Below are 26,035 nucleotides of genomic sequence, written 5' to 3'. Positions count from 1 at the left end.
GATGTCCGCGATCTACGATTTCAAGGCCAATTCGCTTGCCGGCGACGAGGTCGCCCTGCGCCAGTTCGAGGGGCAGGTGCTCCTGATCGTCAACACCGCGAGCAAATGCGGCTTCACGCCGCAATATCGCGGGCTGGAGGATCTGCATCGCGATCTCTCGCCGCGCGGCTTCTCGGTGCTCGGCTTTCCCTGCAACCAGTTCGGCGCGCAGGAGCCGGGGCAGGCCGCCGAGATCCAGTCGTTCTGTTCGACCAATTACGACGTCACGTTTCCGCTGTTCGAGAAGATCGACGTCAACGGCGCCCACGCGCATCCCTTGTATGAGTACCTGAAACGCCAGCAATCCGGCCTGTTGGGCGCCTCCATCAAATGGAATTTCACCAAATTCCTGGTGGACCGTGCCGGCCACGTGATCGCGCGCTACGCGCCGACCGCGCGGCCGGAAGGATTGCGGCAGAAGATCGAGACCCTGTTATGAGCGAGACAATCATGAGCGACGAATTTCCGGACCGCCTGTCGGTCGACCCCAACAGCCCCTATTACAACGCCGACATCCTCCAGCGCGACGTCGGCATCCGCTTCAAGGGCATCGAGAAGACCAATGTCGAGGAGTACTGCATCAGCGAAGGCTGGGTCCGCGTCACCGCGGGGAATGCCAAGGACCGCTACGGTAACCCGCTGACCATCAAGGTGCATGGTCCGGTCGAGCCGTATTTCCGGGACAAGAAGTAAGCGTAGCGTCAAATGCATCACCGTCACCCTGAGGTGCTCGCCTCTTCGGCGAGCCTCGAAGGGCGACGGCCCGGCTGCAGCTCGGCCGTTCATCCTTCGAGGCTCCCGGCGCGATGCTAGTGCATCGCGCCACTCGCACCTCAGGATGACGGGCAGGCAGTCACGAAGTCTCTCTTGACCACCGAGGCCACCCCATGTCCGTCCGCATCGTCGACGTCCGCGAGATTACAAAACCGATCTCGTCCCCGATCCGCAACGCCTATATCGACTTCACCAAGATGACCACGAGCCTCGTCGCCGTCGTCACCGACGTGGTGCGCGACGGCAAGCGTGTGGTCGGCTACGGCTTCAATTCCAACGGCCGCTACGGGCAGGGCGGCCTGATCCGCGAGCGTTTCGCCGCGCGCATCACCGAGGCCGACCCGAAGTCGCTGCTCAACGCTGCCGGTGACAATCTCGACCCCGACAAGGTCTGGGCCGCGATGATGACCAATGAGAAGCCGGGCGGCCATGGCGAGCGCTCGGTCGCGGTCGGCACCATCGACATGGCGGTGTGGGATGCTGTTGCCAAGATCGCGGGCAAGCCGCTGTTTCGCCTGCTCGCCGAACGTCACGGCCTGACAGCCAATCCGCGCGTGTTCGTCTACGCCGCCGGCGGCTATTACTATCCCGGCAAGGACCTCTCGATGCTGCGGGCTGAGATGCGCGGCTATCTCGATCGCGGCTACAACGTCGTGAAGATGAAGATCGGCGGCGCCGACATCGACGAAGACCGCACCCGCATCGAGGCGGTGCTGAAAGAGATCGGCAAGGACGCGCAGCTCGCCGTCGACGCCAACGGCCGCTTCAACCTCGAGACCGGCATCGCCTACGCCAAGATGCTGCGCGATTATCCCTTGTTCTGGTACGAGGAGGTCGGCGATCCCCTCGACTACGCGCTGCAGGCAGCGCTTGCCGAGTTCTATCCGGGCCCGATGGCGACAGGCGAGAATCTCTTCAGCCACCAGGACGCCCGCAATTTGATCCGCTACGGCGGCATGCGCCCCGACCGCGACTGGCTGCAGTTCGACTGCGCGCTGTCCTACGGCCTGTGCGAATACCAGCGCACGCTGGAAGTGTTGAAGACTTACGGCTGGTCCCCCGGCCGCTGCATCCCGCACGGCGGCCATCAGATGTCGCTCAACATTGCAGCCGGCCTGGGCCTCGGCGGCAACGAAAGCTACCCCGACCTGTTCCAGCCCTATGGCGGCTTCCCCGACGGCGTCCGCGTCGAGAACGGCCACATCACCATGCCCGATCTCCCCGGCATCGGCTTCGAAGGCAAGTCCGATCTCTACAAGGAGATGAAGGCGCTGGCGGAGTAGCGTTGGCGACGACGGTCGTACCACGCACTCAGTGTCGTCCCCGCGAACGCGGGGACCTATAACCCCAGGGAGTGGTTATGGGGCCCGCTGGTCACCCCGAGTCTTCGCCAGATCCAATCCTGTGGTTATGGGTCCCGGATCTGCGCTTCGCTTGTCCGGGACGACAGTTGAGTTCGCATCGTGGTATCCGCCACCACCATCGGCTGCCGAACCCCATACATCAACGATCGCCATAGCCATTCGAGCGGGCCGTAGCGGTAGTGGCGCAGCCACCATGTGCTGAAGCGCAACTGTCCGGCGTAGACGATGATGCCGATGGCAAGCGCCGGGGTGATGCCGAGCCGGCCGAACTGGCCGAGGCCATAGCCGTAGAAGATCCAGCCGAAGATGACGGATTGTGCGACGTAGTTGGTGAAGGCCATTCGGCCGAGCGGTGCGGCCCAGCCGAGCAGCTTCTTGCCGCGCTCGAAACTTGCCGTGAAGAGGATGGCGGCGCCATAGCCCAGCGCCAGCAGGATGGTGCCGAGCGGCTCGATGCCGCGATAAAGCAGGCCCGCGCCGAGGCCGATCGCAGGGAGCGCGACGGCGAACAGGCCGCGGGGATTTTGCACGATGCGGCTGCGCCAGGCGAGCGCGCCGACGAGAAACAGCCCGATCGTGCGCAGGAAGACGAAGGCGTGCAGGGAGGCGATGAGGGGAATTTCGCGCAGGCGAAACGCCAGCACGTCGAGGAAGCCGCCCGTCGCATAGATGCGGTTGGCGTCCATGACGTCCTGCCAGATCGCGGCCCGGCTCGGAAACAATCCAACCGGCGGAAAGGCCTGCATGGCCAGATACAGCGCGAGGGACAGCAGCGCGGCAAGCGTCAGCAGCCAGCGCGGACCGAACAGGAACGGCAGCACGATGAACCCGGCCAGCGCATATTCGGTGAGGATGTCGCCGTTCCAGATCAGGCACAGATGAATGACGCCGAACACCAACAGCACCGCGAGCCGGCGGACGAGCAGCACAGTGCGGCGCTCACTGCTTGCGAGGCGGTCGAATTGAATGGCGAGCCCTGCGCCGAACAGCAGCGAAAACAGCGCGAATGCCTTGAGTTCGACGGCCTCCGTCAGGATCGTCTCGATGGCGCGATCGACTGGCGAGGCCAGCATCCTGGGGCCGAGAAACTGGTCGAAGATCGAAACGCGAAATTCCATCACCAGGTTGATGGCCATGACGCCGAACAGGGCGATGCCCCGCAGCACGTCGATGGCATCGATCCGCTCCGCGGGGGGCGTCGGCCTGGGGACCGCGGCGCTGTTGGACGTCATGGGAGAATTCAGGTGCGTTGGATGAGTGACCGCAAGCTCCTTATATCGGTCACCGCCTCGATCTCATAGACCGACTTCACCAATTGCTCCGACTTGTCCCGCCCCACCACCGGCGCGATCAGGTCGCGCGCCTTGTCGATGACCTCTTCGCGCGTCATCGGGTTGCGCGGGGTGCCGCGCACGGCGGTGACACGCTCGGAGAGCTTGCTTCCGTCGGCAAGCTCGATCTCGACCACGGCGACGCGCACCGGCAACAGTTTTGCGAGCTCCTCGTCGCGCACCAGGTTCACCTTGGCCCGCATCTGCAGGACGGCTGCATCCTGCATGCGCGGCTTGTCGTGTGCGGCGTGGAACGACGCGGTCTTGTCGAGCAGCATCACGGCGACCATGTGCTGCAGGCAGATGTCGGGGATGTCGCGATTGTCCACGATCTCCGCGACCGGCGGCGCGAGGCGCACCGTCACGTGGCTGACCTCTTCGGCCTCGAACGCGTGCTTGCCGCGGATGGCGTAGATCGCATCGAGCGGGCCCTGGATCGGCGAGCCCACCGTCCACTTCTTGATGTCGGTGCCCGCGATCTCGTAGCGCTCGCCGAGCTTGTCCACGAGCTTGCCGAGCGTGGCCTTTGGCGCATGAGCCTGGAAGTAATTGTCCGGCCCCGAGAACACATCGTCGACGCCGTTCCAGTCCGAGCGCACCAGCAGCGCCGAGGTGACGCCGTTGCGCGCCGGCATGCCGGCAAACACAAAACCTTTCTCGATATGGTCGACATCGCGACGCCACACGATGAAGCCGGAGGATTGTTGCGCGGCATAATCAAGCACCCAGCGCATCCGCTGCGCGTCGAAGCCGGCGACACAGGCGGCTGCCGCGGAGGCGCAGAACGTGCCGGAGATGCTGTGCGTGCTGAGCAGGCTGTCATAGCTGAAATCGGCCCCGCCCATCGCCACCACCACGCGCGTGCCGACATCGTAGCCGAGCGTCACCGCGCGCAGGAAATGCCCGCCCTCGATGCCGAGATGCTCGCCGAGCGCAAGGGCTGCGGGGATGACCGAGCAGCCCGGATGCGAACGCGACGGGCTGTGGGAATCATCGGTCTCGTCGGCATGCGCCATCACGCCATTGGCGAGCGCGGCCTCGACCGGCGATGCCGTCATCGCAGTGCCGGCCACAGTCGAAGAGCCCTGCGTGGCATTGGCGCGGATATAGCGCTGTGCCGCCTGGCCGGGCGGCAGCTCCGATCCCGAGATCATCGATGCCAGCGAGTCGAGGATGTGATGTTTTGCCTGTTCGACCACATCAGGTGGAAGGGCCCGCGTTTTGGCGGCGCCCATGTAGTCGCACAGCGCCGTCATTTCCGGACTCGTGAGGGGGCCTTCCGCGAAACCGCGTGCGGGCGCGAGGGCGAGTCCGGTGGTTGTCAGCCTGAGAAAGTCGCGTCGTTTCATGGTGTCCCGTCTTTGGTGCAGGAATTCCGGTGAAACGGATAGCGCTTGGGACGGCCGGGTGTCCAGTCGGCGGGCGCCATTCGCGGCTTCTTAGGGCCGAGCCAAATACTTCGCTGTCATGCCCCGGCTTGACCGGGGCATCCAGTACGCCGCGGCGGATGTGGTGGGAGCGAGCTCTTCAACGCCGCCCTCTGGAATACTGGATCGCCCGGTCAAGCCGGGCGATGACGCCGTCTGTGTTGCAACGCCTCAGCCCCCTACGACAGCCGCATATCCAGCAGCCTGCGTCCTTCGCCCTTGAGCAGCTTCTTCACCGCGCTCGATGCCACGACCTCGCCGTCATTGGCGTAGGCTTCGTGGTTCTTCTCGATATCGTCGAGGCGGTAGAGGTAGTTCACCATGACGCTGGCGGACTCGCGCACGCCCTTAGGCGAGAGGTCGCCGAGCCAGTTGATGCGCTCGAGCCGGGCGCCGTTGCCGAGATGAAAGCGGGCGACGGAGTCGATCAAGCGGTTCTTCGGCGTGCGCGCCTTCAGGAAGTAGTGGGCGGCGAGCGGCTCGATCACGCCGCGCAGCTGCGCGGTGGTCTCGGGATTCTCATACCATTTGGGATCGTCGAGGCGCTTCAGGATCTCGCGGTCCTCCTCCGACAACGGCAGGTCCTTGTCCTGCTTCACCCATGGCATGAAGCCCGGCACCGGCGACAGCGTCACGAAGGTGTCGAGTTTCGGCGTTTCGCGGCGCAGCTCCTCGACCACCTGCTTGATCAGGAAGCTGCCGAAGGAGATGCCGCCAAGGCCACGTTGGGTGTTCGAGATCGAATAAAACACGGCGGTGCGCGCCTTCTCGATCGGAAGGTACTGCCGATCGACGGCCAGCAGCGGCGCGATCGCGCCGGGAATGGTCTCGGTCAGCGCGACCTCGACGAAGATCAGGGGCTCGTCGACCATTGCTGGATGGAAGAACGCGTAGCAGCGGCGATCGACCGGGTCGATGCGCCGGCGCAGATCGTCCCAGTCGCTGATCTCGTGCACGGCTTCATAGCGGATGATCTTTTCGAGGATGTTGGCCGGAGTCGACCAGTCAATCCGGCGCAGCACGAGAAACCCCCTGTTGAACCACGAAGAAAGAAGATGCGAGACGTCGCGGTCGAGCGCGGCGAGATCGGTGTGTCCGTTCATCATGCCGAGCAGGTCGGCACGCATGGCGACGAGATCGCCGGTCCCGCCCGGCGCGCGGTTGAGGCGGCGAATCAGCTCCTGCCGCCGCGGTTCCGAGGCGAAGTGCAGCGAGCTCGCGTCTTCATCGGTCGGCTCGGCGCTCCACTTCTCGATCGCCTTGGTCAGCCGTTCCCGGTCCGGGCCGAAATCGCGCACCAGCGCGTCGAAAAAGGCGCGGCGTCCCGTCGCATCCAGCTCCCCGTAGAGATCGAGCACCTCGCGCGCCATGGCTGTGCCCGAGGCCTCGCCCCGGCCCGACAGCAGCGCGCCGCAGAGCTCGATCAGTCCGTCGGCATCCTGCTTGGTATCGGCAGAATCGCGGCGCAACAGCGTGCGGCCGCGCTCGGAAATGGTAGCAAGCAGGTCGGAGAAGAAGGCGTTAGCCATCTGGGCCTTTCGAAACCGGGTTTGTGCGGTGCGGAAGCTTACACGGGATTTAGGCGGAAGCCGATCACAATCAAGCGGCGGCATTTTGTATCTTTGGGGGTACCATGCGTCTCCGACAGGGCTGTCCAGCCGCCTTGCACGCCGTCATTGCGAGCGTAGCGAAGCAATCCAGAGTCTCTCCGTGGACGGACTCTGGATTGCTTCGTCGCTGAGCTCCTCGCAATGATGTGGGGAGAGACGCGCTCGCAATGACGGCGAGCCTCACACCTTCCCCGCGAACTCCGTCGGCGTCCGCCCGGTCACCTGGCGGAACGCTGCCGAAAAAGCCGGCACGCTGGCATAGCCGAGCTGGGTGGCGAGCTGCTTCACCGATACGTTGGCATCTGTCGATAGCCGTTGAATCGCCGCCGCAATCCTGGCGCGCTGGCACCAGCTCTTGAAGCTCAGCTGCGTCTCCGCGGAGAACAGCCGCGACAGCGTGCGCGCGGACGTTCCGACCTCGCGTGCCAGCGTGTCGATGTCGTGCAGGCCGGTGGGATCGTCGAGCACGATCATCGCGGCGCGCCGGCAGCGCGGCTCGTGCGGCAGCGGCACGAAGGTCGCGGAATCCTCCGCCTGGTGCAATTCCAGCATCACCAGGCGCACCAGCAGCTCGGTGCGCTCCTCGGTGTTGCGCGCATCGAACAGCGCGAGGATCGCCTGGTTGAGCAGCGGCGACACCCGCACCACGAATTCCCTCGTCAGTCCTTCGTAGCGCTGCTCGCGTTTGAGCCAAGCGAGGTCGAAATACAGCGTGCGCATCTCGATGTCGGCGAGCAGGTCGATGGCGTGTTCGAGCCCGGCCGGCACCCAGACCGCGCGGTCCGGCGGCACCAGCCAGCGCCCCCCGGGCGTGTTCACCTGCATCGTGCCCTTGGCGGCATAGATCAGTTGCGACTCGCGGTGCATGTGCAGATCGATCCGCATACCCCTGGGATAGTCGCGCGCGACCAGGTGCACGCCCGCGGTGGAGCGGTGGTTGCCCTGGACCTCCCTCAGGATTGGCGTTTCCAAAATTGGCGTTTCCAAAACTGGCGTCTCCAAGACAGTCATTGGCAGCATCCCGTCATGTAACAGACATATAACTCATTTCGGAGCAGGAGAGGATTCCGAATGAACAGCCCCAGCCGGGTCATCAGTTTCGTCAACGCCGGTCATTTCATCGATCATTATGCGATGCTGATCTTCGCCGCCGCCGTGATCATCATGGGGCCGGCGCTCGGCATGGCCTATTCGGAACTGCTTCCCTATGCGACCCCCGGTTTCATCGCCTTCGGCGCCGGCTCGCTGCTGACGGGCTGGCTCGGGGACCGCTGGAGCCGCCGCCACATGATGCTGATCTTCTTCATCGGCATCGGCGCTTCCATGATCTCGGTCGGCTTTGTGCAGACCCCCGTGCAACTCGGCGCCGCGCTGCTCGCGATCGGCATCTTCGCCTCGATCTATCATCCCGTCGGCACCGCGATGATCGTGTCCTATGCCGAGCGGCTCGGCCGCGAGATGGGCATCAACGGCGTCTGGGGCAATCTCGGCGTTGCCTCGTCCGCGCTTGTCACCGGCGTGATCGGCCAGTATCTCGGCTGGCGTTTCGCCTTCATCGTCCCCGGCATCGTCACCATCCTGATCGGCATCGCCTTTGCGATACTGGTCGTGCATGAGGACCGCAAGGGGTCGAAGCAGGCGGCCGCGCAAGCGCGCGTCGCCAAGCAGGATATGTGGCGCGTGGTGCTGTCACTCCTGATCGTGGTGATCGCGATCTCCACCACCTTCAACGCCGTCACCGTCGCGCTGCCGAAACTGTTCGCGGAGCGGCTGGCGGACCTGACCAAGAGCCCGGCGCTGCTCGGCGTCATCGCGGCCTGCGTCTACGTGTTCGGCGCCATGACGCAGTACACGATCGGCCGTCTGCTGGATCGTTATTCGCTGAAGACGGTGGCCTTGCCGCTGTCCTTCATGCTGGCGCCGTTCCTCTATCTCGCAGCCAGCCTGTCCAATCTGCCGCTGATATTGGTGTCGATCGGCATCGTCATGGGCGCATTCGGACAGGTCACGGTGAATGACGCCATGGTCGGCAAATACACCAGCGAGGAATGGCGCTCGCGCGCTTATGCCGTGCGCTATTTCATCGGCTTCACCGCGGCGGGCGCCTCGGTGGGCCTGGTCGCCTGGCTCTACGAGCAGGGCGGTTTTGTCACCATGCTGCACGCGTTTGCGGGCCTGTGCCTGCTGGCGATTGCGGCGGCGATCATCCTCCCGCGCGAGATCCGGACGCCGGCGGCGGCGTGAGGGGGCTTGCTACGCAAGCTCCCGCACAGCGTCCCGTGGCGCGGCTTCAATCGCCGCTGCTAAATCCATGACCCCAGTCCAGTCCCCAAGCCCAAGTAAACCGGTTCTGAATCAAGTCGGTTTTTGGTCTGCCGATGGTCATACTCAATATCAGGTCGGCTGCTCGGGGTAGAGCGGAAATCACGATCCGGAGGAGCTGCGGCGCATTTTGCCCCAAAAACTGAGATTCAACCTTAATGGCCAGCGCCGCAGGGGTCGCGGATGGACAGTTGGTTGGAGGTTGTGCCATACTTACCACGCAACCAGCGAAGCGGAGCCGCTGAATGGATCGCGTGCCTCACCTTCTGACCCTCGTCTCATTAGCTGTGTTCGGCACCTTTCTGTCGAACTTGCTGCAGGGGCAATCCGGTTGCGAAATGCTCTCAAACGCACTGTTCGGAGCCGTTTTTGCGACAGTTATTTGCGCCGGCTTCTTTCGTTGGAAAGGGCTGCCACTCGGCATATCGACGGGCGAGTATCGCCGCCTCCGTAACGAGGTGTACCGAGTTCCCCTCGATGACGATACCGCTTCAAGTTGATACGCATTGCCTGTTTGCCGCAAGCTCTCGGATGGACGTTTCGCTCCAGGTTGTGCCAATCGTTGCTCGACCTCAGAAATCGGGCCGCTCAATGAATCGCTTGCCGTACATTCTGACGAGTGCATTACAAGTCTTGCTTGGGGTCGTCTTGGCTCGGTATTTGATGGGGGCAAGCGCGAGGGACATTCTCCTTACGGGTCTACTCGCAGTCGTTCTTTCGTTACTTTTTTCGGCCGTACGGTTGGGTCGGAGTGGTCTGTCACTCAACGCATCCTCGGACGAGTATCGTCGTCGGATGAAGTCGCTTCGCGACGAGGTGGCACGAGTTTGATCCTGGCCGCTAAAAGTACCTTGGCGAGTGAACAGCCATTTTGATCCAGATCCAGCGTGCTGCCGAGGTCAGCTTATGACCCTTAGCGTCGGTTCGGCGGGCGCGCCGTCATGTCCTAACCTAATTGGTAGACCGGACCTCGCCACTGCCGGCAAAAACCGTCGTGAATGACCCAAAGCCGGCTCGCCCGGCTCCCACCCGCAAATCTGGTGAGTCGACTTCTCGCAAGTTCGTTCTTTGGTAGAAGGTTGCTTGATACTAAGCTGCTATTACCATCCGCAATGTCTTGGCAGTATAGAGCACAATAAACAGAACTCCTGGCTCGCCTATGAAAGACCGGACCGGGTGCTTTTGGCGTGCGGCTTCATGGCCGGCGACATCGCCATTCCGCGTCCGCAGGTAAAAGGAAAGCGTGATGGTTTGGGCTCTCGGTATCAAGACGCCTTATCTTTACAATATTGGCGCGCAACCACTTGATGGCGATTTCCAAAAAGTCGACGTCATCGACCGGACACCGGATGGGGGCACGTTGCCGGGGGGCATGACCAGCGGGCGCCCGGTTCATGCCGAACACATGCCGACAAAGATGCGGTGGGGAAACGCAAGATACAAAATTCCCGATTTCCATGATTCCTGGTGTGTCAATGTCTCTGAACGCGCGAAAGCGATCATCGAACAATTCGAACCCAACACGCACCAGTTTTTTCCGGCAGAATATTATAACAAAGCTAAACAACTGCTGGAAACACGGTATTTCCTGATCGTTTGCAATCGAATTGACAGCCTAGATCACGACAAGACGACGATGGTTTTCATACGTCATGATTATGGAGCCTACTGGATACCAGTGTACGATTTGGTGGCGAGGGGCCAACCACATCTTATTCCTGCTCATCTGACGCAGGATACGCAATCGCAACTTGTGTTCAATCGCGCGCAGATCGGCTCCCTCCATATCTGGCGGGACAAATACTTGTTAACGGGCAACGGCCCGTGGATTTCTGATGAGCTTGCCGCCGCACTGAAGGCATCCGATTTGACGGGGCTTGATTTGTCCGAACAAGGTATGGAGACCATCTGATGTCGGACGTTAAACCGCAAAACCTGCTTCCCATCGTTGGGAACCTAGGAAAGAATCCAACGGGTTTTCAAAACGCGCAGTCATTCGCGCCGGAATTCGCCAACAACTGGTTCAGTGTGGTCATGGGGTCGTTAGGGTTCAACGACCCAGAATCTCATCCCGCTGCCAGAAACGACGCAGGGGTGCGCCTGCCGCGGACCAAGCCCAAACGCGTCGAGGAGGCAAGTCCGTTAATGGCCCTTCGCGTCATTTGCTGGGCCGGCAAGGGTGGTCGCTATCGGGAGCGAAGCGGACTTCTCGATTTGATTAGCCGCGTCTCTGCGGTGCATGGTCGTTTCGCTTAACTCGTTTTCGCCCTCTCGCCCCCGTCTGCAAGACGGGAACCCCGTCCACCTCCCGCGGGTTCTATCCCCTGTGGTCCCGGCACTTCGCCGGAATCCCAAACGGGGGAAGACGCCTGCATGCAGTGGAGCCTGCTCCGACCGGTTGGCCTTGCCCCCGCGGCGCTTGTCCTCACCACCATGGCCGCCAGCGCCGAGGGCGGCAAATCAGCGGGGCCTTCCGAATTCCTGCTGGTGACGCAGATCGTGCTGCTGATTGCCGTGGGTCGCGGTCTCGGCGAGATCATGCAGCGCATCGGCCAGCCCTCGGTAATCGGCGAGTTGCTCGCCGGCATCATCCTCGGGCCGTCGCTGTTCGGCTGGATCTGGCCGGAGGCGCAAGCCACGATCTTTCCCAAGACGCCGGAGCAGAAGGCGATGCTCGACGGCATCGCGCAGGTCGGCATTCTGCTGTTGCTGTTGCTCACAGGCATGGAGACCGATCTCAAGCTGGTCAGGAAGGTCGGCAAGGCTGCGATCGCGATCTCGATCGCCGGAATCCTGGTGCCCTTTGCCTGCGGCTTTGCGCTCGGTGCGTTCCTGCCGGATGCGCTGCTGCCGAAGCCCGAGCAGCGCCTGGTCGCCTCGCTGTTCATGGGCACGGCGCTGTCGATCTCCTCCGTGAAGATCGTTGCCGTGGTCGTGCGCGAGATGAACTTCATGCGCCGCAATGTCGGCCAGATCATCGTCGCGACCGCCGTAATCGACGACACCATCGGCTGGATCATCATCGCGGTCATCTTCAGCCTGGCCTCGCAGGGCACGCTGGACGTCGCCTCGGTGGCGAAGGCGGTGCTGGGGACGCTTGCCTTCCTCGCCGTCAGCTTCACCATCGGCCGGCGGCTGGTGTTTCACCTGATCCGCTGGGCCAACGACAATCTCGTCAGCACGGCGGCGGTCATCACGGTGATCCTGTTGTTGATGGGAGTGATGGCGCTGATCACGCATGCGATCGGCGTCCACACCGTGCTCGGCGCCTTCGTCGCCGGCATCCTGGTCGGGGAGTCGCCGATCCTGACGCGGCAGATCGATGAGCGCCTGCGCGGGCTGATCTCCAGCTTCTTCATGCCGGTGTTTTTCGGCCTCGCCGGCCTCAGCGCCGACCTGTCGGTGCTGCGCGATCCCGGTCTTTTGATGCTCACCGGATTGCTGGTCGTGATCGCCAGCGTCGGCAAGTTCGGCGGTGCCTTTGTCGGCGGCACATTGGGCGGGCTGAGCACGGGGGAGTCGCTGGCGCTCGCGAGCGGCATGAATGCGCGCGGCTCGACCGAGGTGATCATCGCCACCATCGGTCTCTCGATCGGCGTGCTCAGCCAGAACCTGTTCACGATGATCGTCACCATGGCGATCGTGACCACGATGGCGATGCCGCCGATGCTGCGCGCGGCGCTGGCGAAGCTGCCGATGAACAAGGACGAGAAGGACCGGCTCGAGCGCGAGGAGTTCGAGAAACGCGGCTTCGTCGCCAATCTCGAACGCCCCTTGCTGGCCGTCGACGAGAGCGTCAACGCCACCTTCGCGTCGCACATCATGGGCCTGATCGCCGGCATGCGCGGCCTGCCGATCACCGTGCTGCATATCGGCAAACGCGCCAAGGACCAGGAAAAGATCCGCGACGAAGAGGAGAGCCACGAAGCCGTCGTGAAGAAGGCGGCCGAAACGGTGTCCGCCCATGGCGACGGCGATGCCGGCAGCGTCGATGTCGTGACCCGTGCGCGTCGCGCCGAGCTCGGCGAGACGATTGCGGATGAGGCGCGCAAGGGCTTTGATCTTCTCGTCGTCGGTGTCGACAAGGTCGCCGCGAGCAAGGACCGCTTCGACCGCAAGATCGAGGACATCGCCGCAAAATTCGAGGGGCCGCTCGCGATCGCAGCAGCCAAGGGCAAGCATTTGAAGCAGCCGATGCCCGAAGGACTCAACATCCTCGTCCCGGTCTCCGGCAGCAGCGTCTCAAGGCGCGGCGCCGAGGTCGCGGTCGCATTGACGCAAGCCGGATCAGGCTCGATGCGGGTGATCTATGTCGCGACGACGCGGGACAAGGGCGCGCAGCGCGGTGCGTCTCGCGGTCTCAGCCAGGAGGCGGGCATCCTGAAGGACGCGAGCGATCTCGCCGCCCGCTACGATGTCGACATCACGACCACGCTGCGCGTGAACCGGGCGCCGGAGGCTGCGATCCTCCGCGAAATCGACACCACCGACGTCGATCTCGTCGTCATGGGCGTCGACCGAATTCAGGCCGATCATCTCTCCTTCGGCGGCGTCGCCGACGCCGTGCTGCGGCAGTCGAAGGTCTCGGTGCTTCTGGTGTCGAGCGGCGAGGCGCGCCGGGCGCCAAGCGAGAAAGATTAGCTGCGCCTGCAGTGACGGAGGGGAGGGGCAACGCAGGTCACCCGCACCGCCGACGATGCCACTATGCCGGTGTTTTGCCCGACGGAGCAAGCAATTTCGGTGATACCGAATTGTCTCGCGCCGTTTCAACCCCATCCCTACTGTGCATGGGGTTGTTTTCGCGTTGTCGTCGAAGCCGCCCTAGGACTTCACCTTCGCCGCCGGCTGCGCCTTCGTCGCCTTCCGCGACCCGAGCCAGTTCTCGAAGCGCTGCACCACCACGAAGAAGGTCGGCACGAACAGCACCGCGAGGCAGGTCGAGGCCAGCATGCCCGAGAACGCCGTGATGCCGATCGACTTGCGCGCGCTGGCGCCGGCGCCGGTCGCGATCACCAGCGGTACCATGCCGAGGATGAAGGCAAACGACGTCATCAGGATCGGGCGGAAGCGGGCGCGCGCCGCCTCGATCGCGGATTCCAGTACCGGCTTGCCGTCGCGGCCGTGCAGCTCGAGCCCGACCTCGACGATCAGGATCGCGTTCTTGGCCGACAGCGCGATCAGCAGGATCAGGCCGATCTGGCAATACAGGTTGTTGTCGATGTTCAGGCCGTTGAGGACCAGCATCGGCCCGATCAGCGACAGCGGCACCGCGAGGATCACCGAGATCGGCGAGTACCAGCTCTCGTACTGGCCGGCGAGCACGAGATAGACCAGCAGCATGGCGAGCCCGAACACCCAGTAGATTTGGTTACCGACCGCCTTCTCCTGATAGGACATCGCCGTCCATTCAAAGCCGGTGCCCGGCGGGAGCGTCTTGTCGCCGATCTCTTCCATCAGCTTCAGCGACTGGCCGGATGAATAACCCTGCGCCGGCAGGCCGACGATGGTCGAGGACGGATAGAGATTGTAGAGGCTGATCAGCGACGGTCCCGTCACCGGCGTGATGGTGGCGACCGTGCCGATCGGGATCATGTCGCCGTTCTGGTTGCGCACCTGCATGTTGGCGATGTCGCGCTCGGTGACGCGGAACGCCGGATCGGCCTGCGTGTAGACCTGGAACACGCGACCGAACTTGTTGAACTGGTTGACGTAGGACGAGCCCAGATAGGTCGACAGCGCCGCGAATACCGCGTCCGTGGTCACGTGCAAGGTCTGCGTCTTGACGCGGTCGATCTCGACATTGAATTGCGGGACCGCCGAGCGGAACGAGGAGGAGACGCGCTGCAGCGCGCTCTGGCTCTGGGCGTTACTGACCATCGCGCCGGTGATGGCCTGCAGCTTTGCGAAATCGCTGTTGCCGTCGCGCAGCTCGACCTGCATCGAGAAGCCGGCGGCGTTGCCGATGCCTTGAATGGGCGGCGGCGGCAGCACCAGCGTACGCGCCTCCATGATGGTCCCGACCTTGTCGTTCAGGCCGTAGACCAGCGAGCGCAAATCCTCACCGGGGCCTTTGCGCGCATCCCAGTCCTTCAGGATGATGTAGGCGACGCCGGCATTGGCGAGGCTCGCGCTGCTGTCGAGCGCGGAGATGCCGGCAATGGTGATCACCTGGGCGACGCCCGGCGTGTCCTTGATGATATCGGCGGCCCGGTCGAGCACCTTCTGGGTTCGCTCCAGCGAGGCGCCGTCCGGCAGCTGCACGGCGGCGATCAGATAGCCCTGGTCCTCGATCGGAAGGAAGCCGGTCGGCACCCGCGACAGGCCGTAGCCGCCGATCCCGATCAGGACCAATGCGACCGCCACCGACGCCGTGGCGTGTCCGACCAGGAAGGCGATCAGTCGAGTGTAGCCTCGTTCGACGCGGTCGTAGACGGCGTTGAAGCCGCGGTAGAAGAAATTGCGCTGCTCCGGCGGCACCGCCGGCCGTAGCCAGAGCGCGCATTGCGTCGGCTTCAGCGTCGCCGCGTTGATGGCAGACAAAAGCGCGGTCGCCGCGATCACCAGCGCGAATTGCGAATAGATGCGTCCCGTGAGGCCGGCGAGGAAAGAGGCCGGCAGGAACACCGAGATCAGCACCAGCGTGATGCCGACAATCGGCGCGAACAGCTGGTCCATCGCCTTGATCGCGGCGTCGTGGCCGTTCATGCCCTGCTCGATATTGTGGGCCGCACCTTCCACCACGACGATGGCGTCGTCGACGACGATGCCGATCGCGAGAACGATCGCAAACAGCGTCGACATGTTGATGGTGAAGCCGAGCGCTGCCATCGCGGCGAAGGCGCCGATGATGGTCACCGGCACGGTCGTCGCCGGCACCAGCATCGCGCGCCAGTCCTGCAGGAACACCAGGATCACGACCAGCACCAGCAGGCCGGCCTCGATCAGCGTCATGTAAACCTCGTGCACCGAGGCGTTGACGAACTTGGTGGTATCGAACGGCGTGTCGTATTTGATGCCTTCCGGGAAGCGCTTGGCGAGCTCCGTCATCTTCCTCTCGACGGCCTGCTCGACCTCGAGCGCGTTGGCGCCGGGCGACTGGAACACGCCGATGCCGGTGGCGGGCTGCTTGTTGAGCGAGAAGATCTGGCTGTAGGTCTGCGCACCCAGTTCGACCCAGCCGACGTCGCGCACGCGCGTGACGTCGCCGCTCGTGCCGGTCTTGACGATGATGTTCTCGAACTGCGTGGTGTCGTCGAGCCTTCCGTTGACATTGAGCGTGTATTGGAACGCCTGTCCCGGCGGCGTCGGCGGTGCGCCGACCTGGCCGGCCGAGACCTGTTGGCTCTGCTGCTGGATCGCCTGGATCACGTCCTGCGGCACCAATGCGCGCGCCTGCAGCTTGTTCGGATCGAGCCAGATCCGCATCGAATACTGGCCGGCCCCGAACACCGTGACGTTGCCGACGCCGGGCAAACGTGACAGCTCGTCGCGCAGATTGATAGTGGCGTAGTTGCTCAGGTAGAGGCTGTCGAACCGGGAGTCCGGTGAGGTCAGCGTCACGAACAGCAGAATCGAGGTCGACTTCTTCTGGACGGTGACGCCCTGGTTCTGCACGGACGACGGCAGTTGCGACAGCGCGCTGGAGACGCGGTTCTGCACCAGCACCTGCGCGAAGTTGAGGTCGGTGCCGATCTTGAAGGTCACCGTCAGCGTATAGGTGCCGTCGGAGCCGCTGTAGGACTGCATGTAGAGCATGTCCTCGACGCCGTTGACCTGCTGCTCGATCGGCAGGGCAACCGTGTCGATCACGGTCTTGGCGCTGGCGCCGGGATAGCGCGTGGTCACCTGCACCGTCGGCGGCACCACGTCCGGATATTGCGCGATCGCGAGGTTGAACAGCGCGACGCCGCCGATCAGGATCATCAGGAGCGCGATGACGTTCGAGAGGACCGGCCGCTCGATGAAGAATTTTGAGATCATGACAGGCGCCTCACTGGTTCGAGGCCTGCGGCTGCTCGATCTTGGTCTGCTGCGGGTCGATCTTCTGGCCCGGGATCACGCGCAGAAGTCCGGAAATGACCACGCGGTCGTCCGGCTTCAGGCCGCTCTCGATCACGCGCAGGCCGTTGTCGGCGGCGCCGATCTGCACCTTGCGCTGCTCGACCACATTGTCCTTGTTGACCACCAGCAGATAGCGCCCGCTCTGGTCGCTGCCGAGCGAGGTGTCGGGGACGAGGAGGGCGTTCTTGTCCTGGTCGAAGGGCACGCGGACGCGGACGAAATAGCCGGGCAGCAGCACCCGCTTGTCGTTGGGCACGACGCCGCGCACCGCGAGCGTGCCCGTCGACGTATTGAGGGTCGGCGAGACGTAGTCGAGGTGGCCTTCATGCGGATAGCCGGTCTCGGTCTGGAGGCCCACCAGGACCGGCAATTGCTTGAGGTCGGCGACCGTCAGCCCCCGTCGCTGCGCTTCGGCGCGGATCCGCAGGACGTCCTGCTCGTTGACCGTGAAGTTCACCCAGATCGGGTCCATCGCGACGATGGTGGCGAGCTGGGTTGGCGAGGAGGCGCCGACAAGCTCGCCGATCGAGACCAGATGTGCGCTGACGATGCCGTCGAACGGCGCGCTCACCTTGGTGTAACTGTAGTTGAGCTCGGCGATCCTGGTGTTGGCCTGGGCCTGCTGGAGACTGGCCTGGGCGTTGTCTCGGGTCGACGTCGACGTGTCGAGGGTGGCCTGCGAGACCGCCTGGCGCTGAACGAGATCGACCTGCCGCTTGAAATCGGCTTCAGCCTGCTTGAGCGAGGCCTGCGCACCGGCCTCGGCCGCCTGCGCCTGGTCGAGCTTCAGCTTGTAGGTCTCCGGCTCGATCGTGAACAGCTGGGTGCCCTGCTTGACGAAGGTGCCGTCGGTGTAGTCGATCGATTGCAGGAATCCTTGCACGCGGGCGACGAGATCGACGCTCTTGATCGGCGCGGTGTTGCCGGTGGCCTCGACATAGCGCGTGACCGCACGTTGGATCGGCGTCGCGACGTCCACCTTCGGCGGCGGTGGCGCCACGAAAGTGTTCTTGTCCTCGCAGCCGGCCAGCGCAATCACGGCCGCCGTGGCGGCCAGGGCCCGCCCGATATGCCTCCACGCAGCATGAGATGGTGCGGAATGGGCGGGATACGCTGAGGTCATTCGGTGGCCTCCGATGATTGTCTGTCGGTGCGGCAGGCTAGCAACAAATGACCGGCCGTGGAACACCATAGCCATGGCAGTCACAGCCCTTGCACTGCAAACAGCGGCGTGGCCTTTGACAGGTTTGTCATGACAAATCGCTTTTCACCGAGCGCATGATCGACCAGAATTGTGTCAAAGGCCGCGCGACCGGCGCGAGGCGGCGGACAGAAACAGGCACATGGACAGCACAAGAAGAAACGCGAGGAGACAATGACATGCCAACGCCATTCCGGTCGGCCTGGGCCGGCCTCGCTCTTGCCGCCGTGGTCGCCATGCCCGCGCTAGCCGACGGCCTGAAAGACGAGATCGCGCCGACCGGCAAGCTGCGGGTCGCGATCGCGATCAGCCCGGCGGGCGGCGCGTTCTGGTCGACCAAGACTGAAGCCGGCTATGCGGGCGTACCCGTCGATCTCGGCAAGGACATGGCGGCGCAAATCGGCATCCCCGTCGAATATGTCGTGTACCAGAATTCCGGGCAGATCACCGACGCGGCCGGCAAGGGCAGCTGGGACGTCACCTGGTTGCCGAAAGATCCCGAACGCGAGACCAGGATGATGTTCGGCCCGATCTACGAAGTCGCCGACGCCACCTATATCGTCAAGGCCGGTTCGAGCGTCACCAATTTCGCCACGCTCGACCAGCCCGGCATCAAGGTCGCGGCTGTCAACGCCACCACCACGATGCGCGGCGCCGTTGCGCATCTGAAGAACGCGAAGGTTACGGGTTATCAGACCTATGACGAAATCTTTGGCCTGCTGAAATCCGGCGAGGTCGATGCCTTCGCGCTCTCGCGCGATCAACTCAACAAGATGGCGCAGAAGCTTCCGGGGACCAGGGTGCTGGACGAAACGTTCAAGAAGACGGTGACAGCCGTAGCGGTCCCGCTCGGCCACAGTCAGGCCTTGGCGTTCGTCACCAAGTTCATGACCGAGGCCGTGACGAACGGCACCTTGCGCAAGGCCTATGATGATAACGGCCTGAAGGACTCGCCGATCCGCACCGAATAGATCCATCCCTTCGGCCACATCGAGTTTCGACTGGGCGCACATGCTTGGACGTTGGATTGCAGCCGCGATGGTGTCGCTGGTCTTGATGATGCAGAGTGCCCAGGCCCAACCTCTGACGGTCGATCCTGAGACCGTCGTCCCGTTGCCGCCGCGGTTCGACATGGAGCCGCCGGCATCCGACGTACCGCCTGAGATCGCCCGATTCCAGGGCGCATGGATCGGGACCTGGCAAGACGACCGGCACATTCTCGTGGTCGAGCGCGTCCGGGCTGACGGACATGCAGATCTCGTCTTTGCCCGGTCGGACTCGGCCTTCAACAGCATGAATCGCGAATGGTGGCGCGACCAGGCGACGGTCGTGGACGGCGTGCTGACCATGACGGGGTTCCGCATCTTCCGTTATGCCTTCGATGGCCCCGACCGATTGTACCTGACGGCCACGCTCAAGAATGGCGTCGTCACCTCCGGCGCGCTGGTCCGCACCGATCCGACGCGTCTTGCTGCAGGCGATCGGCCAAACGACTGGCCGTGGCCCGGCGAGCGTGTCCGGATTCCACATCTCACGGTCCGCACGCCTGATGGCACACGGCCGATCACGCTCGAGGGCACGTTCTATCCGCCGACGGGGCCGGGGCCCGCACCGCTCGCGATCTTCACCCATGGATCCGACGTCGGTCGCAATCAGCTGAGATCCTGGTCTTTCTCGACCGAAGCGCATTGGCTGCGTGACAACGGATTCGCGGTGCTGGCGCTGATGCGCCGCGGACGCGGCAGCTCCGAGGGTATCAACGGCGAGGAAACGTTCGGACGCGATCACGACGGCAGCCTGATCGATGTTTCGGCCGGTGTCGCTGAGGCCGTCGAGGATCTCGCATCCGCGATCGCGTATGGCCGCGCGCTTCCTGGTGTCAAGCCGGGCAAGGTGCTGCTCGCCGGCCAGTCGCGCGGCGGCTTCCTCGCCATGCACTATGCGGGCCTCAAGCCGAGCGAGGTGATGGGCGTGGTGAACTTCTGCGGCGGCTGGTACCCGTACGGACCGGTGACCACGCCATATTACGCGAGCGCCGGCCGCGGCGCGGGCGTCAACGTCAAGCAGCTCTGGCTCTATGCCGACAACGATCGCCTCTACAAGGAAGATCTGATCCGCGAGTATCAGCAGGCATTCGCCGCCGCCGGCGGCAATGCGCGCTTTGAGCTGTTGCACGGCATCCCCGGCGACGGCCATTTGCTGCGGCTTTATCCCGATCGCTGGCGTGCAGTCGCCGACCAGTATCTCATCTCGCTCGATCGATGAGCCCTTACGGCTCGGCCGTGCGGATGCCGGCGGGACTCACCTGCATCTTGAGCGTCGATGTCTTGGTCAGCGCCTTGCCATCGAACGTGAACGCGATCAGCTCGCTCTCGACCATGCACTGGGTCACGACAAACTTGGAGTCCTTCGACCACACCATGCCCTGGCACCAATGGCCGATCTTCGCTTCCGCCACCGGTGCAAGCTCGGTGCCGGAGATCTTGTAGACCTTCAGCAGGCCGAAATCGTTGAAGAAGGGCGAGGCGGAAGGCTTGTTCGAGCCGTTCATGACGGTGACGGCGACGTAACTGCCGTCCGGCGACATCTTCACGCCCTCGGGGGTCTGCCCCACGCTGACCGTGGTGACGACGCGGATCGGCTTCGCATTCATGTCGATCACACTGATCGTATCGGCGTCGCCGCCGCTGGCTCCGACATTGCCGATGATGGCGGTGGCGCTCCCGGTGAGATCGATGTCGTAGGGGCGTACGCCGGAATAGAGGTCGCGCTTGGCGTACTCGACCTTGTTGCCGTCCACCGTCAAAAGCGAGGTCCGGCTGTCGCCGTCGCGGGTGACCAGCGCGGTCGTGCCGTCATGGGAGAAGACGGCGTGGCTCGGACCTGATTTCGCGTCCCCGAGCGGGATCTTGCCCGCCGGCGTCAGCGTGCTGCCGCTGATGGTGAAGACCGAGACCGTGCCTTCGCTCCGGTTCGCGACCAGCGCGAGGGTCGTTGTACGGTTGATCGACACGCCGGCCGCACCGGCGCCGGCCTGCAGTGTCGCCAGCACTTTTGGCTGTGGGGATTTCAGGTCGATCACGCTGAGCTTGTCGTCCGGCACCGTCTTGGTCGCATCCGTCGGGTCGACCTTCATCGCGCCCGTGACCAGCGCAAAGGAACCATCGGGCGCGACCGCGACGCTCGGCGGCGGGCCGACGACGCTTGCGGGAGCCGGCACTTCAGCCAGAAGTTTGAGCATCCCATCTGTGAAATCGATGATGCTGACCGTGTCGGGCAGAGGCTGCTTGCGCACCACGGCGTTGCCGTTCTCCAGCACCATCTTGCCGTCATTGGCCGTGACGAGGATTTCGGCATGGACGGGGAAACTCGCCAGGCCAGTGACAGCGCTTGCGGCGATGGTAGATGCAACACGGCCCAGGCGCGTGCGACGAGCGGCTCTCATGTTTCCCCCGCAGGATTGTTTTTGTTCGACAAAGCTAAATGCAACCAAAGCGGGTTCGCAACAATTCCGGCGCGGCAATTTTTTATTCCAGGCGGGGAATAATCGCCGATGCGCGGGCCTGTGAATTTCTTTGTCCCAACAACTGCGCAAAGTGTCTCTTGCGTCAAACTGACACAGCTCTGTCAAATGTGATCGCTAGGGTTGCCCCGTCATTCCTTCAGGGCGAACAAAAATGAAATCCAAATTTTTGACGACGGCTGCGATGTTCGCGGCCGCGACGACTCTTGCGTGCAGCGTTCCGGTGCTCGCAGAAGATTTTGGTCGCGATCACGACCGCGATCATCGCCATCCGCATGAGATTCATACGGAAACCCCGATCAAGCATCTCGTGATCATCTTCAACGAGAACCGCTCGTTCGACCATTATTTCGCGACCTATCCGAACGCGGCCAATCCCTCGGGCTCGATCCCGTTCGTGCCGAAGCCGCATACGCCCCGGGTCAACAACCTCGCCAACGCCAATCTGCTGGTGAACAACCCGAACAACAATCCGGCCAATGGCACCGGCGCGACGGACCCGTTCCGCCTCGACCGCACCCAGGCCAACACGCGCTCGCAGAACCACGCTTATACGCCCGAGCAGCAGGCCGTCGACAACGGCAAGGAAGACCTGTTCCCGAAATTCACCGGCCGCGGCACCGCCGGCGGTGCCGGCGCGTTCGGCACCAACGGCCAGGTGATGGGCTATTTCGACGGCAACACCACCACCGCATTCTGGAACTACGCCCAGCACTTCGCCATGAGCGACAACAACTGGACCGACACTTTCGGTCCGTCGACGCCGGGCATGCTGGAAGTCGTCGGCGGCCAGACCAACGGCGTGCAGCCGGTCATCGGCACCACGGCGTCGATCGCGGACGGCCAGGGCGGCCTCACCCTGACCGGCGACACCGATCCCGGCAACGATGCCTGCTCGAGCACGACCAGCACCATGCTGATGGGCGGCAAGAACATCGGCAACCTGCTCACTGATGAGCGCATCAGCTGGGGCAGCTTCATGGGCGGCTTCGACCTGACCCTCAAGAACGCCAACGGCACCACCGGTTGCGCCCGCAGCACGTTCTCGACCAACGTCAACGGCACCATCGTCGACTACATCCCGCACCACGCCTTCTTCCAGTATCATGCGTCCACGGCCAATCCGACCCATGCGCGGCCGAGCTCGGTCCATGCGATCGGCCATACCCATGACTTCAACGGCAAGGTCGATCCAGCCAACCACAACTACGACCTCGAAGACCTCTATGCCGCGATCAAGGCCGGCAATTTCCCGGCCGTCTCCTACGTCAAGATGCCTGCCTTCCAGGACGGTCACGCCGGCAACTCCGACCCGCTCGACGAGCAGGCCGGCAATGTCGAGCTGATCAACTTCCTGCAGAAGCAGCCGGAATGGCGCGAGACTGCCGTCATCATCACCTATGACGATTCGGACGGCTGGTATGACCATCAGTACATGCCGCCGAAGACCGCCTCTTATGACTCGACCGCCGACCAGGTGAACGGTCCGGGCCTGTGCGGCCTCGGCGCCAACAAGCAGCCGGCGCCGAACGGTCTCAGCGGCAAGCCGGTCAACGGTCGCTGTGGCCCGGGCACCCGCGTGCCCCTGATCGTGGTCTCGCCCTATGCCAAGACCAACTATGTCAGCCACACCTACACGACTCAGGCTTCAGTGGTTCGTTTCATCGAAGACAACTGGCTGCATGGCAAGCGTCTGGGCGGCGGTTCCTTCGACGCCACCACCGGATCGATCATGGACCTGTTCGACTTCGACCAGGATCACAGCCATGATTTCCGCACCGACGCGCTGTTCCTCGATCCGACCTCGGGTACGGTGATGGTCAGCCCGCCCGACGAGCACCACCACCACTAGTCCAGCGGGACATCATAATGAACAGCCGCACTTTGTGGCTCCTCGGCGCCGGCCTGCTCGCTCTGGCCGGCGCCGTCTTTGCGGCCGGGACGCAAGGACTTGCAGAGGCAAACCAGCCGGGGACGAATCCGAACCCGGTTCGCTTGATGCGTCCGCCCGTCGCCCCGTTGTCCGCGATGGCCCTGCTCGGCAAAGAGATCTTCTACGACGCCTCGCTGTCGTCATCCGGCTCGCTGTCCTGCGCATCCTGTCACAGTCCGGATCACGCCTACGGCCCGCCCAATGACGGCCCGGTGATGCTCGGCGGTGCCAATCTGTCGCGGCAAGGCGCACGCGCAGTGCCGTCGCTGACCTATCTCGATCGCCAGCCGAATTTCAGCATCGGCCCCGACAAGGGCGACGACGACAACATCATCCCCCTCGCGCAGATGGCCGCACTGGGCCAGCAGGCCGCGCGCACGACCAAGACTGCGGGTGGTTCCGGCGCATCGGCGAATATCGTGCCGCAGGGCGGCCTGTTCTGGGACGGCCGCGCCGACACGTTGCAGGACCAGGCGCTGTTTCCGCTGCTCGACGCCAACGAGATGGATGGCGGCAGCGCGGAGATCGTGGCCGACAAGCTGCGCCGTGCGCCCTATGCCAGCCGCTTCGTCGAGCTGTTCGGCGCCGGCGTGCTGAGAAACCAGCGGCTGCTGATTGCGGAGGCGATGTTCGCGGTTGCGCGCTACCAGGTCGAAGAGCCGAGCTTCCATCCCTACACCAGCAAGTACGACTATTGGCTCGAGGGCAAGGCGCGGTTGTCCGAGGGCGAATTGCGCGGCCTGCAATTGTTCAACGACCCCGACAAGGCGAACTGCGCCGGCTGCCATACCTCGGCGCCGACCCGCGATGGCTTGCCGCCGATGTTTACCGATCACCAATATGAGGCGCTCGGTGCGCCACGGAATGCCGCGCTCGCGGGCAACAAGGATTCCGACTATTTCGATCTCGGCGTCTGCGGTCCGCATCGGACCGACATTTCCGAGCAGACGCAGTATTGCGGCATGTTCCTGACGCCGACGCTGCGCAACACCGCGACGCGTCACGCCTTCTTCCACAACGGCGTCTTCTCCACCCTCGAGCAGGTGATGGATTTCTATAATTTCCGCGACACCAATCCGGAGAAAGTGTTTCGGCGCGCGGCCGACGGCACGGTGCAGAAATACGACGACATTCCGCAAAAATATCACGCCAATGTCGACGTGACGGATCCGCCTTTCGATCGTCACCTCGGCGACAAGCCGGCAATGACGGATCAGGACATGACCGACATCATCGCCTTCCTGAAGACGCTGACGGACGGCTACAAGGCGGAGAACCAGGGTGTGTCCGGCACAGCGCGCCCCTAGCGCGGCCTGATCTCCGCGTATTTCACCATCGCCTTGTCGAACTTCCGCTTGAACAGCCACATCGCGCCCAGAATCTCGCGGAAGCTGGCCGAACTTCGCGCGCGGTCGGTCCTGCCGAAGGCGAAGATGCTGTTGTTGCGCAGGTGCTTCATGATGGTGGGGTCTGACACCCGGTAGTTCAGCAGGTCGCCCGACCTCAGTGCCGAGCGCGTCGGGGTCGGGATGATCTGGATCAGTTCGAACAGCTTCATCTGCTCGATCGGATCGGGCAACGTCTTCACGATCGCCGGGATTTCGGCAAACAGCTCCGCATGCGCGTTCATGAGGCCGTCGCGCACATTGGTCCAGTGGTTGAAGCGGCGATCAGTGCCGCGGGACCGCGCCTCTTCCTTGTCGTCGCGCGCGTTCAATGCGGGATCGGCGGCCGCGATCGTGCCCTTGATGGCCTCCCATTTGCGCTGGCCGTTGCGGTCCTCGGACGGGCCGGTCTGCAGGCTGCCCATGTAGGTGTTCGAGCGCGCATTGCGGACGTTCTGCTTGCCGTTGGTCTCGGCATAGAACAGCCCCAGACTGATGAGGCCGGCTGCGCTGGCGTCCGCAGGCGAAAGCCCCTTGGCACGCGCAATCGCAGCGCCGAGATCGATGACGTCCTTGAACGGCGTTGCCGAGTTCTGTGCGTTCGCGGGCGGCGCCTCCATGACCTCGAAGATGTCAGCGTATTCGTCGACCAGCGGCTCGATCGCGGCATCGAAATAGGCTGGCGGAATCCCGAACTTGTTCGGCTTGCCGATCCGCGACGGCACGGCGTCGGTGAGATCCTTGTAAGCGCTGATCATTGCGACGCGCGCAAGATACAAGGCCTGGCCGGGCAGGTTGGGCAGCGGCTGCTTCGCCTCGATCTGGCGGCGGCGCTCGCCAAGGATCGATTTGAAATCGCCGAGCGCGCGATCGTAGGCGGCTTGGGCGTCTGATTGCGTTGCCGTGGGCGTTTGCGCTTGGCCGGTGACAGGCGTTGCGAGGAAGAGGGTGAGCGCCGCGATGGCCGCGGCTGCGTGGCGTTGTGGTCGCATCGCGGGCTCCCGGGTCGGTCGATTCGTTCGCTGCTGCGAGCGTAAGCATCAAGGTGCAGCTTGGCGAGGCGCA

General features: G+C 63.6%; 20 protein-coding genes. 12 read left to right on the top strand and 8 right to left on the bottom strand.

All coding sequences use genetic code 11. The features are described from left to right. Position 1 precedes the first annotated feature (1 nt). From NLM32_RS36480 to tarD, 3 genes are all read left to right on the top strand, one after another. Positions 2–478: a glutathione peroxidase gene (locus tag NLM32_RS36480; protein ID WP_254133526.1), complete on the top strand. Its 477-nt coding sequence runs from the start codon at positions 2–4 to the stop codon at positions 476–478. Further along, on the top strand, positions 475–732 hold the full coding sequence (locus NLM32_RS36475) for a DUF3297 family protein (protein ID WP_254133525.1): 258 nt from the start codon (positions 475–477) through the stop codon (positions 730–732). The genes NLM32_RS36480 and NLM32_RS36475 overlap by 4 nt, the downstream gene beginning before the upstream one ends. 194 nt (positions 733–926) lie before the next feature. Then, on the top strand, positions 927–2,096 hold the full coding sequence (tarD, locus tag NLM32_RS36470) for a D(-)-tartrate dehydratase (RefSeq protein WP_254133524.1): 1,170 nt from the start codon (positions 927–929) through the stop codon (positions 2,094–2,096). A gap of 125 nt (positions 2,097–2,221) precedes the next feature. Here tarD and NLM32_RS36465 read toward each other — a convergent pair whose 3' ends face one another. From NLM32_RS36465 to NLM32_RS36450, 4 genes are all read right to left on the bottom strand, one after another. Then, positions 2,222–3,409, bottom strand: a complete 1,188-nt coding sequence (locus tag NLM32_RS36465; RefSeq protein ID WP_254133523.1) for a DUF418 domain-containing protein — start codon at positions 3,407–3,409, stop codon at positions 2,222–2,224. A gap of 8 nt (positions 3,410–3,417) precedes the next feature. Further along, complete coding sequence (locus NLM32_RS36460; protein WP_254133522.1) at positions 3,418–4,857, bottom strand: MmgE/PrpD family protein; 1,440 nt, start codon at positions 4,855–4,857, stop codon at positions 3,418–3,420. Between the two features lie 257 nt (positions 4,858–5,114). Then, on the bottom strand, positions 5,115–6,464 hold the full coding sequence (locus tag NLM32_RS36455) for a malonyl-CoA decarboxylase (RefSeq protein WP_254133521.1): 1,350 nt from the start codon (positions 6,462–6,464) through the stop codon (positions 5,115–5,117). A gap of 261 nt (positions 6,465–6,725) precedes the next feature. After that, positions 6,726–7,565: a helix-turn-helix transcriptional regulator gene (locus NLM32_RS36450; RefSeq protein WP_254133520.1), complete on the bottom strand. Its 840-nt coding sequence runs from the start codon at positions 7,563–7,565 to the stop codon at positions 6,726–6,728. A gap of 51 nt (positions 7,566–7,616) precedes the next feature. On the opposite strand from NLM32_RS36450, the gene NLM32_RS36445 reads away from it, so the two are divergent. The 5 genes from NLM32_RS36445 to NLM32_RS36425 all read left to right on the top strand — a co-directional run bounded on the left by NLM32_RS36445 (position 7,617) and on the right by NLM32_RS36425 (position 13,508). Beyond that, entirely contained in the window at positions 7,617–8,789 is a 1,173-nt protein-coding gene (locus NLM32_RS36445; protein WP_254133519.1) for an MFS transporter, read from the top strand. Between the two features lie 323 nt (positions 8,790–9,112). Beyond that, complete coding sequence (locus tag NLM32_RS36440) at positions 9,113–9,367, top strand: hypothetical protein (protein WP_254133518.1); 255 nt, start codon at positions 9,113–9,115, stop codon at positions 9,365–9,367. 746 nt (positions 9,368–10,113) lie between these two features. Further along, positions 10,114–10,779, top strand: coding sequence for an imm11 family protein (locus tag NLM32_RS36435; RefSeq protein ID WP_254133517.1), 666 nt, complete (start codon positions 10,114–10,116; stop codon positions 10,777–10,779). Then, the gene (locus NLM32_RS36430) at positions 10,779–11,123 is read left to right on the top strand and encodes a hypothetical protein (protein WP_254133516.1); all 345 of its coding nucleotides are present in this window, start codon (positions 10,779–10,781) and stop codon (positions 11,121–11,123) included. Before NLM32_RS36435 ends, NLM32_RS36430 begins: the two co-directional genes overlap by 1 nt. A gap of 117 nt (positions 11,124–11,240) precedes the next feature. After that, a complete protein-coding gene (locus NLM32_RS36425; protein WP_254133515.1) occupies positions 11,241–13,508 on the top strand; it encodes a cation:proton antiporter in 2,268 nt (755 codons plus the stop codon). Positions 13,509–13,688: 180 nt separating this feature from the next. Here NLM32_RS36425 and NLM32_RS36420 read toward each other — a convergent pair whose 3' ends face one another. After that, the gene (locus tag NLM32_RS36420; RefSeq protein WP_254133514.1) at positions 13,689–16,847 is read right to left on the bottom strand and encodes an efflux RND transporter permease subunit; all 3,159 of its coding nucleotides are present in this window, start codon (positions 16,845–16,847) and stop codon (positions 13,689–13,691) included. Positions 16,848–16,857: 10 nt separating this feature from the next. Then, positions 16,858–18,051 carry an efflux RND transporter periplasmic adaptor subunit gene (locus tag NLM32_RS36415; protein ID WP_254133513.1) on the bottom strand — a complete coding sequence of 398 codons (1,194 nt, stop codon included), beginning with the start codon at positions 18,049–18,051 and terminating at the stop codon, positions 16,858–16,860. 257 nt (positions 18,052–18,308) lie between these two features. On the opposite strand from NLM32_RS36415, the gene NLM32_RS36410 reads away from it, so the two are divergent. Further along, complete coding sequence (locus NLM32_RS36410) at positions 18,309–19,100, top strand: ABC transporter substrate-binding protein (protein ID WP_254133512.1); 792 nt, start codon at positions 18,309–18,311, stop codon at positions 19,098–19,100. A gap of 40 nt (positions 19,101–19,140) precedes the next feature. Further along, positions 19,141–20,394, top strand: a complete 1,254-nt coding sequence (locus NLM32_RS36405; RefSeq protein WP_254133511.1) for a S9 family peptidase — start codon at positions 19,141–19,143, stop codon at positions 20,392–20,394. A gap of 4 nt (positions 20,395–20,398) precedes the next feature. Here NLM32_RS36405 and NLM32_RS36400 read toward each other — a convergent pair whose 3' ends face one another. Then, positions 20,399–21,574, bottom strand: coding sequence for a YncE family protein (locus NLM32_RS36400; RefSeq protein WP_254133510.1), 1,176 nt, complete (start codon positions 21,572–21,574; stop codon positions 20,399–20,401). A gap of 232 nt (positions 21,575–21,806) precedes the next feature. Here NLM32_RS36400 and NLM32_RS36395 point away from each other — a divergent pair, with 232 nt between their 5' ends. Together NLM32_RS36395 and NLM32_RS36390 are read left to right on the top strand one after the other, a co-directional pair. Then, the gene (locus NLM32_RS36395; protein WP_254133509.1) at positions 21,807–23,504 is read left to right on the top strand and encodes an alkaline phosphatase family protein; all 1,698 of its coding nucleotides are present in this window, start codon (positions 21,807–21,809) and stop codon (positions 23,502–23,504) included. A gap of 17 nt (positions 23,505–23,521) precedes the next feature. Next, positions 23,522–24,892 (top strand): cytochrome-c peroxidase, encoded by a 1,371-nt coding sequence (locus tag NLM32_RS36390; protein WP_254133508.1) that lies wholly within the window; start codon positions 23,522–23,524, stop codon positions 24,890–24,892. Here NLM32_RS36390 and NLM32_RS36385 read toward each other — a convergent pair. Further along, positions 24,889–25,962: a hypothetical protein gene (locus tag NLM32_RS36385; protein WP_254133507.1), complete on the bottom strand. Its 1,074-nt coding sequence runs from the start codon at positions 25,960–25,962 to the stop codon at positions 24,889–24,891. The genes NLM32_RS36390 and NLM32_RS36385 overlap by 4 nt on opposite strands. Between the last annotated feature and the right edge of the window lie 73 nt (positions 25,963–26,035).

This window comes from Bradyrhizobium sp. CCGUVB14 (assembly GCF_024199935.1).
In the GTDB taxonomy this organism is placed as follows: Bacteria; Pseudomonadota; Alphaproteobacteria; order Rhizobiales; family Xanthobacteraceae; genus Bradyrhizobium.
Note: the sequence above shows the minus strand (reverse complement) of the source record. Positions and strands in the feature narration are given on the sequence as shown.